Consider the following 15,744-nt stretch of genomic DNA (forward strand, 5'->3'; position numbering starts at 1 on the left):
AACGACGGCACCGGGTACCGGACGGTACCCGGTGCCGACGCGAGAGGTCGTGCCGTGCCGCTCAGAGCGAGGCGAGGCTGAAGTCCACCTCGTGGTTCCCGGTCAGGGCCGTCACCCCGGTGTCACAGGAGCCGGTGATGTTGCTGATGTCGAAGCTGCCCTGGTAGCTGTTGAGGGGCAGGAGGGTACTGGTCACGTCCGTGACGCCGGTTTCGTCGTTGGTCGCCTCGCTGCTGCCCGAGTTGCCCTTCTCCCCGCCCTTGAAGGAGACGGTGGTCTGGCCGAGCACCTTGTTGCCGACGTCGTACCAGGTGAAGATCGCCACTCCGGAGAAGGGGTGGTAGCCCTGGCAGGAGAACGTCCCGGTGCCGACCGAGGAGATCGTGCCGTGATCGACGTTCGAGTTGGTCCCGGCGGCGCTGTAACAGTCGTTGAGGCTGCCGCTGACCGTGTACGAGTTCGATACCACCGCGTTGGTCAGCGGGTTCTGGAACGTCAGCGTCACCGGCCCTGTACAGGTCAGGTTGTCCAGGACCTCCGTCGCCTGCGCGGTCCCGGCCACGCCGGGGATCGCCACCGACAGCAACCCGCCCGCGAGGGCCGCCACCATCAAACGTCTCATCAGTCGTCCTTCTCTCTGTCCATCGGCGTCGTGCCTTGCCGCCAAGAATCGTCCGTGTTCGACCAATCGGCATTCGTGCGCTGCCGGCGCACTCCGTGTCTCACCCGGACAGCGGGACGGGCGGCCAGGTGGTTGCCGTCGGCGCCCCGCCGCGGCCGGGCCGGGTCACCCGATCCACTCTCCGGTGTCGCGGGACAACCGCGGCCACAGCACTGTTTGAGCATGAGCTACGACCATGGGGTGACGGCCGGAGCCCGTGCGAGGCCCGCCCGCCCCCGAAGGGTGCGCGCCGCCCTCAGGTCCGGATGCCTTGCGGGGGCGCTGGTCCTGCCCGTCGGCGTGACCGCTCTCGCCCGGGACGCGACCACCCGGACCTTCATCACCGACGCCACGTTCACCGTCCCGGACGGTGTCACCGGCATCACCGTCACCCTCGTCGCAGCGGGGGCCGGTGGAGGCGGCGGGGGCGGAGGAGGTGGCACCGGCCTCTTCAAGAGCGGTGGCGGCGGAGGAGCGGGAGGCGGCGGCGGGGGAGGCGCCCGGGTCACCTGCACCCTGGCCGTCACCCCCGGCGAGGTGCTGACCCTGGCCGTCGGCACCGGCGGAGCCGGTGGAGCGGGAGGTGCCAGCGGTGAGGAGGCCGACCCGGGCGACGGGGGCGGTGACGGGGGCGCCGGCGGCCGGTCCACCCTCACCGGCGGCGGAGTCGTCCTGGCGGCCGTGGACGGCGGGTCACGCCCCGGTGGCGGCGGCGCGGGCAGCGTGCTCGGAGGCGCCCGGGGCGAGGGCGGCCACGGCGGAGGGACCGCCTCCGCCTCCGCCTGCGCGGGCGGCCGGCCCAGCGGCGCAGGCGGATCCGACGGTGAGCTCGGAGCCGTCGGGGAGGAAGGCGCCGACGTGACACCGGCCACCGTCGGCGACACCGTCCCCGGCAGCACGGGAGGCGAGGGGGGCGAAGGCGGTGTGGCGGGGGCTCCTGCGTCGGCCGCCTGCCCCGTGGGCACCGGCGACGGAGGGGACGGCGGCGACGGCGGCGACGGCCAGGACTACGTCGGCAACTTCGACAACCCCCAGACCCCCGGCGAGGACGGCACCGAGGGCACCGCGGGCGGCAGCGGCTGCATCACCCTCACCTATTAGGGGGTCTGTCCGGCGGATCGTGCCGGACAGGCCCTGGACCGGCGGGCCGGGCCCCGACGCCGGCTTGGTCGGCGTCGCGGCCCGGCATTGCGTCAGGCCGGATCCAGGAGGTCCGTGCCGCCCGGCCCGAGCCCGCCGGGCACCGCCCGCTCCGCAGCGAGGGGCGGGGCTTGCGGGAGCGCGGTGGTGGGGCGCTCGTCCGCGATCAGGCGTCCTGTGCGGGGACGAAGGGGACGACGGGCATGGGCCTGGCGGTGGGGGTGACCGTGGGCGTGGGGGTGACCGTGGGCGTGGCGGTGGATGTGGGGGTGGCGGTGGACGTGGGGCTGGATGTGGCGGTCGGGCTGGATGTGGAGGTCGGTGTCGGCGTGGGGGACTGCGTGCCGGTGGGCAGCGTGATGGTGACCGTCCCGTCCAGCGTCATCGACTTCAGACCGGTCGGGGTGTTACAGGCGGTGAGGTCGATGTTGGACTTGACCGGGTCGAGGACCACCGTCCAGGTGGCGCCCTTGTATCGGCCCGCGGTGATGCCGCCGCTGAGGGGGTTGCTCGACTTGAGCAGGTCCTGGATCGGCTGCATGTCCCAGGTGAAGTCGGTGGTGCCCGGGTCCTCGGTGGTGGGCTGGCCGTTCGCGGTCTCCCAGGTGACGCGCTGCAGGGTGCCGGGCGCGTTCTGGTAGTCGCCGGCCGCGCAGGTCACGCCGTTGCCGAGGCCGGTCCCCACGTAGTCGGCCTGGGTGATGGGGGCGTCACCGGTGCAGTTGAGCAATTTGGGGTTGCCGAGGGTGGCCGTGATGTTGTCCTGGGGGACGAGCGTGAGGCCGGAGCTGAAGGTCATCGTGAAGCTGTCCTCGCAGGTGATGACCTGGGGCACTCCGGCGGCGGAGGTGTCGAACACGAGCAGTCCGGCGACCAGGGTGCCGGCCGCGAGGGCGGCGGCCGCGATACCGATGGGGTGTTTCATGGGGTCGTGCCTTTCTTGGGGTGGGGGAACCCGATGGTGCTGGGGGCCGGCTCACCCGGGGAGTCCGGGGGCCGGTGCTGTGGGACGGCTCGACGGGGTGGGGAACCCGGAGCCCGACGGTGAGGGCCCGGCCGCCGCGGGGGAGCCGTCGTCCTCGCCGTGGCGCGCGAGGGTGAGGAGCGCCGTCCCGCTGACCACCAGGACGGCGAGGACGTAGAGCGGGGTCACGGCCGGGGACTTGAACCAGTCGGTGGCCTCGGCGGTCAGGTAGGTGGCGAGGGTGCCGCCGAGGAGCCCGCCCAACTGGTAGCCGACGGCGGTTCCGCTCAGGCGCACGCGGCTCGGGAAGAGCTCGGAGACCAGGGCCGCCTGGGGGGCGTACATCGCGGCGAAGCCCACCAGCGACAGCAGGTAGGCGAGCACCAGGACCGGGGGAGAGCCGAAGCGCAGCAGGGGCGCGAACGCGGCGGCCCAGAGCGCCATGGTGATGGTCCCGGCCAGGCAGACCCGCCGTCTCCCGTAGCGGTCGGACAGCGCGCCGAAGAACGGGATCAGGGCGATCAGCGCGAGCGGGGCGAGAAGCGAGAGCGCGATCAGGGCGTTGAGCGACAGACCGGCGACGCGCAGCAGGGTGAGGACGTAGTTGAACGAGAAGCCGAAGAGCACGACGTCGGCTCCGGCGGTGATCGCCGTGGTGGTCAGCAGCTGTCTGCGGTGCCGGGCGATCAGTTCGACGACCGGCCGCCTGCTGCGGGCGTCGGTGAGGGCGAGCGTCCGGAAGGCGGGGGTCTCCTCGATCCGCGCCCGGGCCCACAGTCCCACCACCACCAGCACGGCGGAGAGCAGGAAGGGCAGTCGCCAGCCCCAGGTCATGAACTGTGCGGGTGTCAGCGCACCGGAGACCGCCGTCATGGCGCCGAACGCCAGCAGGTTGCCCGCCGGCGCGCCGATCTGGGCCCAGCTCGACACCAGCCCCCGGCGCCCCGGCTCGGCGCACTCGTGCGCGACGACGGTGGCGGCCCCCCACGCGCCGCCCAGGCCGAGCCCCTGGAGCAGGCGCAGCGTGACCAGCAGGAGGGGGGAGGCGAAGCCGATCTGGCCGTAGCCGGGCAGCAGCCCGACCAGGCCGGTGGAGGCCCCGGTCAGCAGCAGCGCGCCGACCAGGGCGGGGCGCCTGCCGTGGCGGTCGCCGAGGTGCCCGAAGAGCGCCCCGCCGACCGGCCGTGCCACCAGCGCGGCCCCGTAGAGGCCGATGCCGGTGAGGGTCGCCGCGAAGGGCGAGAGGTAGGGGAAGAACTGGTGCTTGAAGACCAGCACCGAAGCGTTGACGTAGAGGAAGAAGTCGTACCAGACGAGCGTGGTACCCATGAGGCTGACGATGACCGAGCGGCGGACATCGCGTGTCGCGAAGCGCACATCGAACTCCATTGCGTGTGACTGCCGTCACTTCTAGCAATATTCCAGCGCCGGTGGCATCGCGCCACGCAGGCCGTCGCAGGCTGGACTATTCGCGTGCGCACCGTACCCGTGCCCCGAACTCCGGAGATGCGCCCGGGCGCCCGGCGCGACCGGTCGGATCTTCGTTCAACTCGTCTCCACCGCAAGGGAATTAGCGGCCCACTTGGTCGACTCGGCCGCTTGTCCGAATGCGGCGTTCAGGTTAATGCTGTTGCCGCTGAACCATGGTGGGGTGGAGTGGATTCCGGCCGTCCGGCCACCAGGACAATGCGACTTCCATTCGTATACGGCGAACCTTCGGTCGGATTCATGGAGAATCCGACTTTCACATCCGGCCCGCCGCCCGCTCCGGCCCCCGCTGCCCCCGCCGCCCCGCCGCCGGCTGCGCCTGCCGGACACCCGCCGGCGACACCGTTGTCCACGGCGCTGTCCCCCTCGCCGACGCGGCTTCACCGGGCACACTCGGAAGATCACCAACGGCATCCGGGATCTTCGCCGGAGCCGAACGACGTGGCCATCCACCCTGGGGAGGAGCCGGCATGAACCGGTCCCGGTTGACGGAGCAGTCCGACGTGGCATCGGGCCCTGACGGTCCGGTCACCGTCCTGTCCGGCTACGTCCATCCGACGCGCGGACCGGTGACCTGCCCGGCGGCCCCGCTCGTGGCCGGGTGGCTCCACGAGCGCGGTTTCGCCTCCCGGATCGATGCCGGCGGGATCCTGCCGGCGGGCCGGGGCGGGCGGCTGTTCGCCACGACCTACATCGACCTGGACGGGGCCGTGGTGGGGATCGCCGTGATCGCTCCGGCCCGCCAGGAGGCGGTGGCGGCGGAGGCCGTCCGCGTCTGGTCGGCCACGGTGCGGACCAGGCGGCTGATCGTCTGCGCGTCGGCGCCCGCGTGCGGGCCGACTCCGGCCGTCCCGCCCCAGCCCCTGAACCGGCTTGCCGCACCCGCAGGGGGCGCGGGGCAGGCCGAGTGTCCGCGGGCGGCCGCGAGTTGGGCCGCCGTCCGGCAGTACGAGGCTCGCGGGGACACGGTCCTCGTGCTCGGCGGCGGCGGTCTCGCCCCGGCTGGTCCCGCCGCGCAGCAGGCGGGGCGGGTCCGGGTGCCCGACGCGGCCGGGGCGCAGGCCCTGCGGGCCGTCGATCCCGAGCGGCTGTCCTTCGTCCAGCACCCGTGCTCACCGGTCGAGGAGGTCGCGGAGATCCTCGGGGTGCTGCGCGCGCGGTTCCCGCTCCTTCGAGGCCAGCACCCCGATCAATGGTGCTACCGCTCCTCCGACCGGCGGCGCGCCGTCCGTGCGGTGGCGGAGTCCAGCGACCTGGTGCTGGTCTCCGCCGGCAGCACCCTGGCGGCGTCGATCCGCTCCGGCGCGTTCGTGGCGTTCAACGGTCTGAACGCCCTGCGGCCGGAGGAGATCGCGGCGGCGGCGACCGTCGGTGTGATCGCCCCGCTGCGGGCTGCCGAGGGCGCTGTGGACGCGACGGACGCCGTGGTCGGGGCGATCGGCGGCCTGGGGCCGGTGAGTGTGGCCTACCACCGTACGGTCACGGAGGTCGCGACCGACGTCCTCGCGCGGACTCCGCGCCGGTCCTGACGGGGAGCCGGCTCGGCCCGCTACCGCGTGTGCGCATCGTCAGGCACGCCCCAGGGCGGTGGCCCGTTGGATGAGGTGGTCCGCGGCCGGCCGTCGGCGGTGGGGGAGCAGGAGCCCGGGCATCCGCGCCCTGGCCAGGTGGGCCCGGCGGGAGGCCAGCAGCGGGTAGACGTCGAGGAACTCGTGCCAGGTGGCGCAGGCGGATTCGATGTGTCCGGCCGCCAGCTGGCGCTCGGCCAGCCTGCTGAGGATGACGGCACGGGAGCGGGACTCGCCCCGGGGCCTGCGGGCGGCGGACACCTCCAGGAGCTTGATCGCCCCGGCGGGATCGCCGAGTTCGACTCCGACGAGGGCCCGCTGGTGGTCCCACGAGGCGCGGTGGTAGTCGCCGATCGGTGGTGGCGGGCCCGTGGCGTTCGTGAGGAGGTCGCGGGCGTCGCCGATGTGGCGCAGCGCGGCCGTCCGATCGCCGACGGCGGCCTCGGACAGGGCGAGTTGCCCCAGGACGGAGGCGCGCAGCCGCGGCGCCGAGGAGCTGATGCGGCAGTCGGCGGCGGCTTGCGCCAGGCGCAGGCTCTGGCGCCGGTGGCCGAGTTCGTAGGCCTGGGTGGCCATGGCGCGCAGGGTCATCGCCTGGGCGGCCGTGTCGCCGGCGTGCCGGGCCAGGTCGAGGGCGAGGCGGTAGTACTGGCCGGCGAGGCCGTTGAGGTCGTCGTCGACGTGCATGAAGGCGCACAGGTAGCACAGCCGGGCAGTGGCTCCGAGGATGCCGAAGTGCCGGACGGGCGGGGCGGGTGCGGCGAGCATGGGCGCCGCCGTGGTCGCGAGGAACGCGGCGAGTGCGGTGCGGGCATGGCCTCCGCCGTGGACGCGGTCGATCGCGGAGAAGACGGGCAGCAGCAGGGCGAGCGCGTCCGGCTGGGCCGGGGGCGCCTGCCCGCTCGCGGGTGCCGACGGGTCGGTCGGGCGTTCGGCCAGGCCTTCGGGCAGGTCGATCGGGTTTCCGGACGGGGCGGGCGGCGGCTGGTAGGAGAGGAGGCTCCCGTGGCGATCGGGTGCGACGGCCGCCGCCGCGAGCCGCGCGAGCACCGCCGGGGAATCCGGCGCCGGGGTGCCCGGCACCGGGGTGTCCGGCGGCGGGTCTCCGAATCCGGCGTCGGCCAGGGTGACGGGCCGTCGGAGCCGACGGCCCAGCGCCGCGCAGACGAGGTGGGGGGCGGGCTTGCGGGGAACGGCTCCGGTGAGCCACTGGTGCACCGAGGCGCGCCCGTAGGCCCGGGCCCATCCGGATTCGGCGCCGATCTGATTGACGGCCCGGGCCAGTTGCTCTCCGGTCCATCGGGCTTCTTCGAGGAGTTCGCGAAGGCGGGCGTTCGGCACACGGCGGACGGCCATGTCTCTCCCGGCGGGTCGTCGACGCCGCGCTCACGGCGGCCCGGTCCGGCCTCCGCGGTACGCGGTCGCGCTGCGCACATCCCGCCATGCTATCCGCTCGCAGCGCCGCCGGGATACCCGGACGGGATTCTCAACTCGATTTGATTCCTTGAAAGTTGACACCCGGAAAAGCTTGACGGGACAGCCCTCGAAAAAGGCCCGCGGGGGTGGCCGCCGACTCCACCATCGGTGACGTCGGGGCGTTTCTTCGAACGTGCCCCAGGGTGGAGGCGGAATCCGTGATGTCCGGCCCGCAGCGTCCGCAGAGTCCCACGGCCACCGGAAAGTTCGTTCACATGTTCCCAGGGCAGGGGGATTTCAGTCTGACCCCACTGTTGCGGACGCTTGCCCGCGTCGGGTCGCTGGCACGCGCGGTCGCCGAGGTCTTCGAGGAGGCCGACGTGGTCGCCGCCGAGTTCGGGGTGGCGCCGATCGGCCCCCGGCTGGCAGGTGGATCCCACCTGACCGGCGGCTCCGGTTCGGGTGGTGGATCCCACCTGACCGGCGGCTCCCGTTCGGGTGGTGGATCCCACCTGACAGGCGACTCCCCGCCCAGCACCGGCGCGCTGGCCGCCGAGCCGGCCGGGACCGTGCAACTCGCGCTGTTCGGTGTGTCGTTGGCGGTGCACCGCGCACTCGAAGCCGACGGCTGCCGGGCGCACCGTCTCCTGGCGGTCAGCTTCGGCGAGATCCCCGCGCTGACCGCGGCCGGATGCTGCTCGGTCGCCGACGGGGCCCGTCTGGCCTGCCGGCTCGGGCAGTTGCTGACCGGCCACGGCGGCGGCATGACGCTGCTGGGCGCGGGCCCGGCCACCACCCGCCGGCTGCTCGCGGCCGCCGGGCCGGGCACGGGCGTGGTGGTGGCCTGCGTCAACCACGGCGGGGAGACGGTGGTCTCCGGCCCGCTCGACGGGCTCGCCGTCGTCGAACGGTCGGCGACGGCGCACGGCGTGGGGGCGCAGCGGCTGCGGCTCCCGTTCATGAGCCACCACCCGGCTCTCGTCCACGAGGCCGGTGCGTTCGCGCACTTCGCCCGGCGGCTGCGCCTGTCCCCGCCGCGCCGACCGGTGTACTCGGCGGTGGCCGGCCGGTTCTACCGCGCGGACAGCGATCTGCCGAGCGCCCTGTCCGCGTGCCTGGTCAGGCCCTTCGACCTGCCCGCGGTGTTCGGCGCGTCGATGGCGGACGCCTCGCTGGTCGTCGAGGCGGGCACCGGCAGCACGCTGACGAACAGCGTGCGCAGGATCGACCCGCGGCAGGACGCGCTCGCGCCGGTCGCCGACGGCCGGTGGCCGACCGGCCCCCGGGCGCCGCTGCCGCCCCCGTGCTCCTGCCCGCCTCCCGCCGCGCCGGGGGAGGGCACGTCGCACCACCACCACCCGACCACGACGGCCGCACGGGGGGACTCTTGAACACCGAACGGAGGCCCGGCGAGGAGGCCGGCGCGATCGACGTCCTGACCCGCCTCTCGGCGCTGCTCCCTCCCTGGCGGGCCTCGGAGTTCGGACGGCTCCTGGCGGACCACCGGGCCGAACACGGGGCGGCGGCCCTGCGCACGGACGTCAGCGCGCACCGGCGGCTGGCCCGCCTGGCGGCCTCGCTGCCGCCGGCGGCCGAGGTGGTCGCCGACGCGGAACTGCTGGCCGCGCTCAGCGAGGCGACGGCACTGGCGGATCCATCGCTCTATCAGACCTTCCTCTCCCACTACACCCTGTGCGTCGGCTCGCTGGTCCTCCTGGGCGGCAAGGCCGCGGACCCGGACGGCGCACTCGCGCACGCACGCACCAAGGGCTCCTTCCTGGTCACCGAGATCGGCGACGCCGGCAGCCACCTCGGGATCCGCACCGAGGCCCGGTTCGACCCGGCCCACCGCGCGTTCACGCTGCACACCCCGGACCACCGGGCCGCGAAGTTCTCCTCCGTCGCGGCGTTCGGCCTGCCCCAGCAGGCGGTGGTCTGCGCACGGCTGCTGACGGGCGCCCGGGACGGGGGAGTGTTCTCCTTCCTCGTCGACATCACGGGGGCCGACGGCCGCCCGGCACCGGGCGTGTCCGTCTCCGGCCCGCTCCCGGTGGGCGCGCTCCCGCTGCCCTACGGCCTCGTCCGGTTCCACGGCGCCCGGATCCCGTACGACCGCTGGCTGGCGGACGGGGCCGGGATCGACGCCACGGGCGTGCTGCACGACCCGCAGCCGAGCGTCGACGCCCGTCTCCAGCGGACCCTGAGCTGCGGCCAGGGGCTGTGGGCCACCCTGCCGTCCGCGATGGCGGGCCTGGCGGGCCGCAGCGCGGCGATGGCCTGGCGGTTCAGCGCGGGCCGCCGCTCGCACGGCCGGCTGGCGCCCGGAAGCCCGGTCCTGGAGTACCGCACCCAGCAGCACGCCGTCGTCGGAGCGCTGGCCGCCGCCTTCTCCCTGCGCTGCACGGCCCGGGCGGCCCTGTCCGCGTGGGCGGACCTGCGCGCCGCAAGCCCCTCCGGCGGGCCGGGCACGGCGATGACCTTCTCCCCCTGGGCCGCGGTCGACCGCTCGCTCGCCCTCCACAAGGCGCACAGCACCCGGGCCGTGGCGGAGCTCGTCGACTCCCTCCAGCACTGCTGCGGGGTGTCGGGCCTCTTCGACCACAACCGGCTGCCGGGCTACCTCGGCTTCGCCCGCGCCTTCGACAACGCGGGCGGCGACAACACCCTCATCCTGCTCGACGCGGGCCGCGCCCTCGCCGAGGAGCGGGCACGCCCCGATCGGCGGAGGGCCGGTCCGGGCCGGTTCCCGGCCGACCAGGGCCCGTTTTCGGCCGACCCGGGCCTGTCTTCGGCCGACCCGACCGGCGCGGCGTGGTGGCCCGCGGTCGTCACCGCGCTGCAGGACCGGCTCGCCGACGACCTCGCCGCCGCGGCGTCGGCCCGTACCGAGGCGCTCCACGGCTCGCTCCGGCGAGACCTGGAGGTGTGGAACCCGCTGCTGGAGGACGCCCTGGAGCTGGGGGACGTCCAGGCCCGCCGGCTCGCGGCCGAGGCCGCGGTGGAGGGGAACGCCGCGCACGGGCGGGGGTGGCCCGTTCCGCGGGCGGCCGAACTCGCCGCGCTCGACGGCCTGCGCCAGGCCCGGCGCCTGGCCGGTCCCCTGCTGGCGACCGGCGTGCTCACCCCCTCGGCCGTACGCGCCCTGCCCGCCGCCATGGACGCCCTGTGCGACCGGTTGCGTCAGGCCCTGCCGGACATCGTGGCCGCCCTCGACCCCGGGGCGGGCCTCGCCCGCACCGCCCTCGACGAGCCCGACTACGCCGCCGCGCTCCTGGCCGCCCACGGCGCCCCCGCCAGCTCCTCCGCCAGCTCCTCCGATCGCACCGGGAGCACGTCGTGAACCGAAGGAAGCCCCCCATGACCGGCGTCCTGGGCATGGGCACGTACCTGCCCGCCGAGGTCCGGGGCAACCACGAGGTCGGCCCGCCCGCCGGTGTCTCGGCCACCTGGATCACCGAGCGCACCGGCGTGGTCGAACGGCATCGGGCCGCACCCGACGAGGCCGCCTCGGACCTGGCAGCGGCCGCCGTACTGGCCGCCTGCGAGGCCGCCGGCATCCCGCCGGAGCGGCTCGACCTCGTCGTCGCGGCGACCTCCACGCCCGACGAACTCGGGCCGGCCACCGCCTGCCGCGTCCAGGCCCTCACCGGCGCCGGCAACGCCGTCGCACTCGACGTCAGCGCGGCCTGCTCCGGCTGGCTGTTCGCGGCCAAGGTCGCGCACGCCTGGCTGGCCACGACCCCCGGCACCCGGTACGCGGCGGTCGTCGGCGTCGAGGCCTACTCGAAGTTCGTCGACCCCGCCCACCGCGGCACCGCCGTCCTCTTCGCCGACGGCGCCGCCGCAGCCGTCCTGGGCCCCGTCCACGACGACGCGGGCTTCCACGGCTTCCGCCTCGGCTCGGACGGCCGCGGCGCGCACCACGTGCTGATCCCCGGCGGCGGCAGCCGGATACCCGCCGGCCCCGAGAGCCTGAACGCCGGGCTGCACCACATCCACATGGACGGCCGGGTCGTGCGCGACTTCATCGCCGAGATCTTCCCCCACCTCGTCGACCAGGCCCTCACCGACCACGGCCTCGACCTCAAGGACATCGACGCCTTCATCACCCACCAGCCCAACCCGCTGCTCCTGCGCGCCGTCGCGGACCGGATCGGCATCCCGGCCGAACGCCTGCACATCACCGGAGACCTGACGGGCAACATCGGCGCGGCCTCCGCCCCCTTCGCGCTGGCCGACGCCGCCGCCCGCGGCCTGCTCGCCGACCGGGCCCGCGTACTCGTCTGCGTCTTCGGCGCCGGTCTGACCTGGGGCAGCGCCCTGCTCACCTGGACGGGCGCCCGCTCCCTGCGCGCGCCCGTCCGGGACAGCGGCGACCCGAAAACCCCGGCCCGGGACACCCCCGTCCAGGACACCCCCGCCCGGAACGCCACCGACTGACGCCCCGCCGGAACCGGAGGAACACCCCCATGACCATCCTCAACCGCTTCCGCCTCGACGGCCGCCGCGCCTTGGTGACCGGCTCCTCGCGCGGCATCGGCCAGGCCGTCGCCGTCGCGCTCGCCCAGGCCGGGGCCCGGCTCGCCCTCTCCGCCCGCACCGGGCCCGCGCTGAAGCACACCGCCGACCAGGTGGCCCGCTACGGGGGCACCCCCGTCCTGGTGCCCGGCGACCTCGCCGACACCGGGCAGGCCGCCATCGTCGACCAGGCCGCCCAGGCCCTGGGCGGCCTCGACATCGTCGTCCACAACGCCGGCATCCTGCCCACCAACCTCGACGGCAGCACACTCCTCGCACCGCTGCAGCACCTCCCGCAGCACGTCTGGGACGAGGTGGTCGCGGTCAACCTCAACGCCACCGCCGCGATCTGCCGACACGCCCACCCGTACCTGGCGCGGTCGGACGGCGCCAGCCTGGTGCTGATGTCCTCGGTCGCGGGTCTGGTCGGCACGCCCATGATGGAGGTCTACGCCGCGACCAAGGCCGCCCAGGTCTCCCTCGCCCGGAGTCTCGCGGTCGGCTGGGCCCGCAGCGGGATCCGGGTCAACGCGCTGTGCCCGGGCTGGGTCCGCACCGACATGACGGCCGCCGTCCACACCAACGCCGCGCTCACCGACTGGCTGCTGGCCCACGTGCCCATGGGGCGCTGGGCCGAACTGGAGGAGGTCGCCGCGGCGGCGCTGTTCCTGGCCTCGCCCGCCTCCGCCTTCCTCACCGGGCAGGCGATCGCCCTGGACGGCGGCCTCTCGGTCCCCGACGGCGGCCTTGCGGGCACCCCCAAGCCGCCCTCCCCGTTCGCCGCGGCATGACCTCCCCACCCCTCGTCGCCGCCCCCGGCCACCGTGCCACGGCGGTGATCGCCGGCCTCGGCTCCAGCCTCCCGCCCCAGGAGGTGACCAACAGCCAGATCATCGTCCGGGGCGGCCTGGACACCACCGACGAGTGGATCACCGGCCGGACCGGCATCCACCGCCGGCGTCTGGCCGGACCCGACATCAGCACCGGGGACCTGGCCACGGCCGCCGCGCGCGCCGCGATCGACTCCACCGGCTCCCCGGGCCTGCGCCCGGACCTGCTCCTGCTGGCCACCACCACGCCGGACCGCCCCTGCCCGGCCACCGCACCGGAGGTCGCCCACCGCCTCGGCCTCGGACCGGTCCCCGCGTTCGACCTCGCGGCCGTCTGCTCGGGCTTCCTCTACGGCCTGGCCACGGCCTCCGGCCTGCTCCGCAGCGGCGCCTGCCGCACCCCCTTGGTGGTCGCGGCCGAGAAGTACTCGGCCATCGTCGACCCCTTCGACCGCGACACCGCACCGCTCTTCGGCGACGCCGCCGCCGCGGTGGTGCTCCGCCCCGGGGACACCACCGAACCCGGGGCCCTGCTGGAGACCGACTGGGGCAGCGACGGCGGCGAGTACGACCTGATCACCGTGGCCGCAGGCGGCTCGCGACTCCCCGCCACCGAAGCCGCCGGGCGCGGCGACCGCTACTTCCGGATGCGCGGGCGCCAGGTCTACGCCCACGCCGTACGCCGGATGGCCGCCTCCGCCGGGGCCGTCCTGGCCGCGACCGGCTGGCAGGCCCGCGAGGTCCAGGCCTTCATCGGGCACCAGGCCAACCAGCGGATCCTGGACGCCGTCGCCGACCGCCTCGGCATCGCGCCACGGCACCGCTTCGGCAACATCCGCGACGTCGGCAACACGGCGGGCGCCTCCGTACCGCTCGCCCTCGCCGACGCCGCCGCCCGAGGGGCCTGCCGCCCGGGCGCCCCGACCCTGCTCACCGCGTTCGGCGGCGGTCTCACCTGGGCCTCCGCCACCCTGCTGTGGCCGGACGCACCCGTACGGACGGCCGCCCCGGAACCCCGGCCCCCGCGCCACGACCACGACCGCGACCACGACCACGACCACGAGGAGGTCAGCCCACCGTGAACCCCGTCCGCGAGCACCTGGTCACCCTGCTCACCGAGAAGTTCGACACCCCCTCCGGCACGATCGGCGACAACGCCGCCCTCGACGAGCTCGACCTCGACTCCCTCGCCCGGATCGAACTCGTCGTCACCCTCCAGGAACACTGGGGCGTCGCCCTGGACGACGACCTCGACTCCGCCGCCGACGTGACGGTGGGCCAACTCGTCGACCGCATCCACGCCCTGCTCGCGCAGCCCGTCAGGCCCGTCGCCTCCGTCCAGCTCGATCCGTCCGTCGGCCCCGAGCAGCCGCCCGGCCCAGCCGCATGACCGCGTCCCGCCCACCGCTCGCCGTCACCGGGATCGGCCTGGTCACCCCGGCCGGTCACGGGGCGGAGCCGACCTGGCGAGGCGTCCTCGACGCCCGCAGCACGGCCGCACCCGACCCGGCGCTCGCCGGGCTCCCCGTCGTCCTCTCCTGCCGGGTCCCCGGCGACTCCGCGGCGCTGGTCGGCGGCCGCCAGCCCTGGCGGCTGGACCGCGCCACCCGCTTCGCCATCGCCGCCGCGCGGGAGGCCGTCGCCGACGCGGGCCTCGAACCCGCGCGCTGGGACGGCGCCAGGGTCGCCCTGGTCCTCGGCTCCGCCGCCGGAGGAGTCGGCAGCTACGAACACGCGGCGGAACGACTCCGCACCCTGGGCCCCTCCGCCGTGTCCGCACTGGCGCTCCCCGCCTTCCTGCCGAACATGGCAGCAGCTCAACTCGCCATCGAGCTCGGCACGACGGGCCCGGTGCTGCACACCGCCACCGCCTGCGCCTCCGGGGCCGCCGCCATCCACACCGCAGCCCTGCTGCTCCACACCGGAGCCTGCGACATCGCCCTGGCCGGCGGCACCGACGCCATGATCACTCCGGTCTGCGTCGCCGGATTCGCCCGGATGAAGGCCCTCTCCCGCACCACCGACCCCGCCCGCGCCTCCCGCCCGTTCGACGCGGACCGCGACGGCTTCGTCATCGGCGAGGGAGCGGGCTTCCTCGTCCTGGAACGCCGGTCGGACGCGACGTCGCGGCAGGCCACGCCCAGAGCCCTGCTGGTCGGCAGCGGAACCGCCGCCGACGCCTACCACCCCGTCGCACCGCACCCGGAAGCCCGCGGACTCGAAGCGGCCGCCCGGCTGGCCCTCGCCGAGGCCGGCGCCTGCCCCGACGACGTCGACCACGTCAACGCCCACGGCACGAGCACCCCGCTCAACGACTCCGCGGAGGCCCGCCTGATCGACCGGCTCTTCGCCCGGCGCCCCCCGTCCGTCACCTCCGCCAAGGGCGCGCTCGGCCACACGATGGGCGCCGCCGGTGCCATCGAAGCCGCCCTGGCGGTGCTCACCGTGCAGCACCAACTCGTCCCCGCCACCGCGGGGTTCGCCGTCCCCGACCGGGACACCGGCGCGATCGACCTGGTCCACGGCGGCCCCCGCCGCCAGCGCCTCCACCTCGTGCTGAGCACCTCGGCCGGATTCGGCGGCCACAACACCGCCCTCGCCTTCGCCCCCGCCGCCACCCCCGGGAGCCGGCACCGGGACGAGGACGCCATGCGCGTCGCCGTCCAGGAAAGAGCTGGATCGTTCGGCGCATCCCGCCTTACGGTGGCGCCATGAGCGATCACCCCGAAGCACCTGTCGCGCCCGTCGAGGCCTATGAACCCCCCTACTACCTGGCCGTCTTCACGACAGTGCGAACCCAGGAGCAGGGCGGTTACAGCGAGACCAACGCCCGCATGGAAGACCTGGTGAAGGACGTCCCCGGGTACCTGGGGATGGACCACGCCCAGACTCCCGGCGGCCTGGGCATCACCGTCGGATACTTCCGCGACGCCGACGCCCTCACGGAGTGGCGGACCAACGTCGAGCACCGCGCGGCGCAGAAGCGCGGGCAGGCCGAGTGGTACCAGAACTACACGCTGCACGTGGCGAAAGTGGAGCGCAGCCACGGCTTCAGCCGCGTGTAGGGGTCTGCGGAGCCCGACAGCGGGCTGACCGGCTCTCGTCGTCCAGGCGGGCCGCGATGGTCAGGGGCCGGACCTGACCGTGTCGCGGGCCTGG

Annotated in this window: 14 protein-coding genes; 10 read left to right on the top strand and 4 right to left on the bottom strand. The window is 74.8% G+C overall.

Translation table 11 applies throughout. The features are described 5' to 3' along the window. Positions 1 to 61 precede the first annotated feature (61 nt). Complete coding sequence (locus ABT015_RS03065; protein WP_350876150.1) at positions 62 to 622, bottom strand: hypothetical protein; 561 nt, start codon at positions 620 to 622, stop codon at positions 62 to 64. Between the two features lie 222 nt (positions 623 to 844). On the opposite strand from ABT015_RS03065, the gene ABT015_RS03070 reads away from it, so the two are divergent. After that, positions 845 to 1,762, top strand: coding sequence for a hypothetical protein (locus tag ABT015_RS03070; protein ID WP_350876152.1), 918 nt, complete (start codon positions 845 to 847; stop codon positions 1,760 to 1,762). Between the two features lie 205 nt (positions 1,763 to 1,967). On the opposite strand, the gene ABT015_RS03075 is transcribed toward ABT015_RS03070, so the two are convergent. Together ABT015_RS03075 and ABT015_RS03080 are read right to left on the bottom strand one after the other, a co-directional pair. Further along, positions 1,968 to 2,726: a hypothetical protein gene (locus ABT015_RS03075; protein WP_350876154.1), complete on the bottom strand. Its 759-nt coding sequence runs from the start codon at positions 2,724 to 2,726 to the stop codon at positions 1,968 to 1,970. Positions 2,727 to 2,777: 51 nt separating this feature from the next. Continuing rightward, positions 2,778 to 4,094, bottom strand: a complete 1,317-nt coding sequence (locus ABT015_RS03080; RefSeq protein ID WP_350876156.1) for an MFS transporter — start codon at positions 4,092 to 4,094, stop codon at positions 2,778 to 2,780. 629 nt (positions 4,095 to 4,723) lie between these two features. On the opposite strand from ABT015_RS03080, the gene ABT015_RS03085 reads away from it, so the two are divergent. Further along, on the top strand, positions 4,724 to 5,782 hold the full coding sequence (locus tag ABT015_RS03085) for a hypothetical protein (RefSeq protein ID WP_350876158.1): 1,059 nt from the start codon (positions 4,724 to 4,726) through the stop codon (positions 5,780 to 5,782). A 39-nt stretch (positions 5,783 to 5,821) separates the two neighbouring features. Here the strand turns inward: ABT015_RS03085 and ABT015_RS03090 are convergent, their stop codons facing one another. Next, the gene (locus ABT015_RS03090; protein ID WP_350876160.1) at positions 5,822 to 7,177 is read right to left on the bottom strand and encodes an NsdA family TPR-like regulatory protein; all 1,356 of its coding nucleotides are present in this window, start codon (positions 7,175 to 7,177) and stop codon (positions 5,822 to 5,824) included. A 374-nt stretch (positions 7,178 to 7,551) separates the two neighbouring features. Between ABT015_RS03090 and ABT015_RS03095 the strand changes: the two genes are divergently transcribed. Genes ABT015_RS03095 through ABT015_RS03130 form a run of 8 tightly spaced genes read left to right on the top strand, consistent with a single transcriptional unit; the run spans position 7,552 to position 15,650 of the window. After that, entirely contained in the window at positions 7,552 to 8,628 is a 1,077-nt protein-coding gene (locus tag ABT015_RS03095) for an ACP S-malonyltransferase (RefSeq protein WP_350876162.1), read from the top strand. Beyond that, the gene (locus tag ABT015_RS03100) at positions 8,625 to 10,577 is read left to right on the top strand and encodes an acyl-CoA dehydrogenase family protein (RefSeq protein ID WP_350876164.1); all 1,953 of its coding nucleotides are present in this window, start codon (positions 8,625 to 8,627) and stop codon (positions 10,575 to 10,577) included. The genes ABT015_RS03095 and ABT015_RS03100 overlap by 4 nt, the downstream gene beginning before the upstream one ends. 17 nt (positions 10,578 to 10,594) lie before the next feature. Continuing rightward, positions 10,595 to 11,677, top strand: coding sequence for a 3-oxoacyl-ACP synthase III family protein (locus ABT015_RS03105; RefSeq protein WP_350876166.1), 1,083 nt, complete (start codon positions 10,595 to 10,597; stop codon positions 11,675 to 11,677). Positions 11,678 to 11,706: 29 nt separating this feature from the next. Next, entirely contained in the window at positions 11,707 to 12,546 is an 840-nt protein-coding gene (locus tag ABT015_RS03110; RefSeq protein WP_350876168.1) for an SDR family NAD(P)-dependent oxidoreductase, read from the top strand. Then, a complete protein-coding gene (locus ABT015_RS03115; protein ID WP_350876170.1) occupies positions 12,543 to 13,667 on the top strand; it encodes a beta-ketoacyl-ACP synthase 3 in 1,125 nt (374 codons plus the stop codon). Before ABT015_RS03110 ends, ABT015_RS03115 begins: the two co-directional genes overlap by 4 nt. After that, positions 13,664 to 13,975: an acyl carrier protein gene (locus ABT015_RS03120; RefSeq protein WP_350876172.1), complete on the top strand. Its 312-nt coding sequence runs from the start codon at positions 13,664 to 13,666 to the stop codon at positions 13,973 to 13,975. The genes ABT015_RS03115 and ABT015_RS03120 overlap by 4 nt, the downstream gene beginning before the upstream one ends. After that, positions 13,972 to 15,300 (top strand): beta-ketoacyl-[acyl-carrier-protein] synthase family protein, encoded by a 1,329-nt coding sequence (locus ABT015_RS03125; RefSeq protein WP_350876174.1) that lies wholly within the window; start codon positions 13,972 to 13,974, stop codon positions 15,298 to 15,300. Before ABT015_RS03120 ends, ABT015_RS03125 begins: the two co-directional genes overlap by 4 nt. Beyond that, positions 15,297 to 15,650 carry an antibiotic biosynthesis monooxygenase family protein gene (locus tag ABT015_RS03130; RefSeq protein ID WP_350876176.1) on the top strand — a complete coding sequence of 118 codons (354 nt, stop codon included), beginning with the start codon at positions 15,297 to 15,299 and terminating at the stop codon, positions 15,648 to 15,650. Before ABT015_RS03125 ends, ABT015_RS03130 begins: the two co-directional genes overlap by 4 nt. The last annotated feature ends 94 nt before the right edge of the window (positions 15,651 to 15,744 follow it).

Origin of the sequence: Kitasatospora sp. NPDC094016 (genome assembly GCF_040304045.1) — a bacterium.
Taxonomy (GTDB): domain Bacteria; phylum Actinomycetota; class Actinomycetes; order Streptomycetales; family Streptomycetaceae; genus Kitasatospora.

Excerpts from the sequence above, each read along its gene's own strand:
- ABT015_RS03065 (WP_350876150.1), bottom strand. The coding sequence starts at position 622 with ATGAGACGTTTGATGGTGGCGGCCCTCGCGGGCGGGTTGCTGTCGGTG.
- ABT015_RS03070 (WP_350876152.1), top strand. The coding sequence starts at position 845 with ATGAGCTACGACCATGGGGTGACGGCCGGAGCCCGTGCGAGGCCCGCC.
- ABT015_RS03075 (WP_350876154.1), bottom strand. The coding sequence starts at position 2,726 with ATGAAACACCCCATCGGTATCGCGGCCGCCGCCCTCGCGGCCGGCACC.
- ABT015_RS03080 (WP_350876156.1), bottom strand. The coding sequence starts at position 4,094 with ATGGGTACCACGCTCGTCTGGTACGACTTCTTCCTCTACGTCAACGCT.
- ABT015_RS03085 (WP_350876158.1), top strand. The coding sequence starts at position 4,724 with ATGAACCGGTCCCGGTTGACGGAGCAGTCCGACGTGGCATCGGGCCCT.
- ABT015_RS03090 (WP_350876160.1), bottom strand. The coding sequence starts at position 7,177 with ATGGCCGTCCGCCGTGTGCCGAACGCCCGCCTTCGCGAACTCCTCGAA.
- ABT015_RS03105 (WP_350876166.1), top strand. The coding sequence starts at position 10,595 with ATGACCGGCGTCCTGGGCATGGGCACGTACCTGCCCGCCGAGGTCCGG.
- ABT015_RS03110 (WP_350876168.1), top strand. The coding sequence starts at position 11,707 with ATGACCATCCTCAACCGCTTCCGCCTCGACGGCCGCCGCGCCTTGGTG.
- ABT015_RS03115 (WP_350876170.1), top strand. The coding sequence starts at position 12,543 with ATGACCTCCCCACCCCTCGTCGCCGCCCCCGGCCACCGTGCCACGGCG.
- ABT015_RS03125 (WP_350876174.1), top strand. The coding sequence starts at position 13,972 with ATGACCGCGTCCCGCCCACCGCTCGCCGTCACCGGGATCGGCCTGGTC.
- ABT015_RS03130 (WP_350876176.1), top strand. The coding sequence starts at position 15,297 with ATGAGCGATCACCCCGAAGCACCTGTCGCGCCCGTCGAGGCCTATGAA.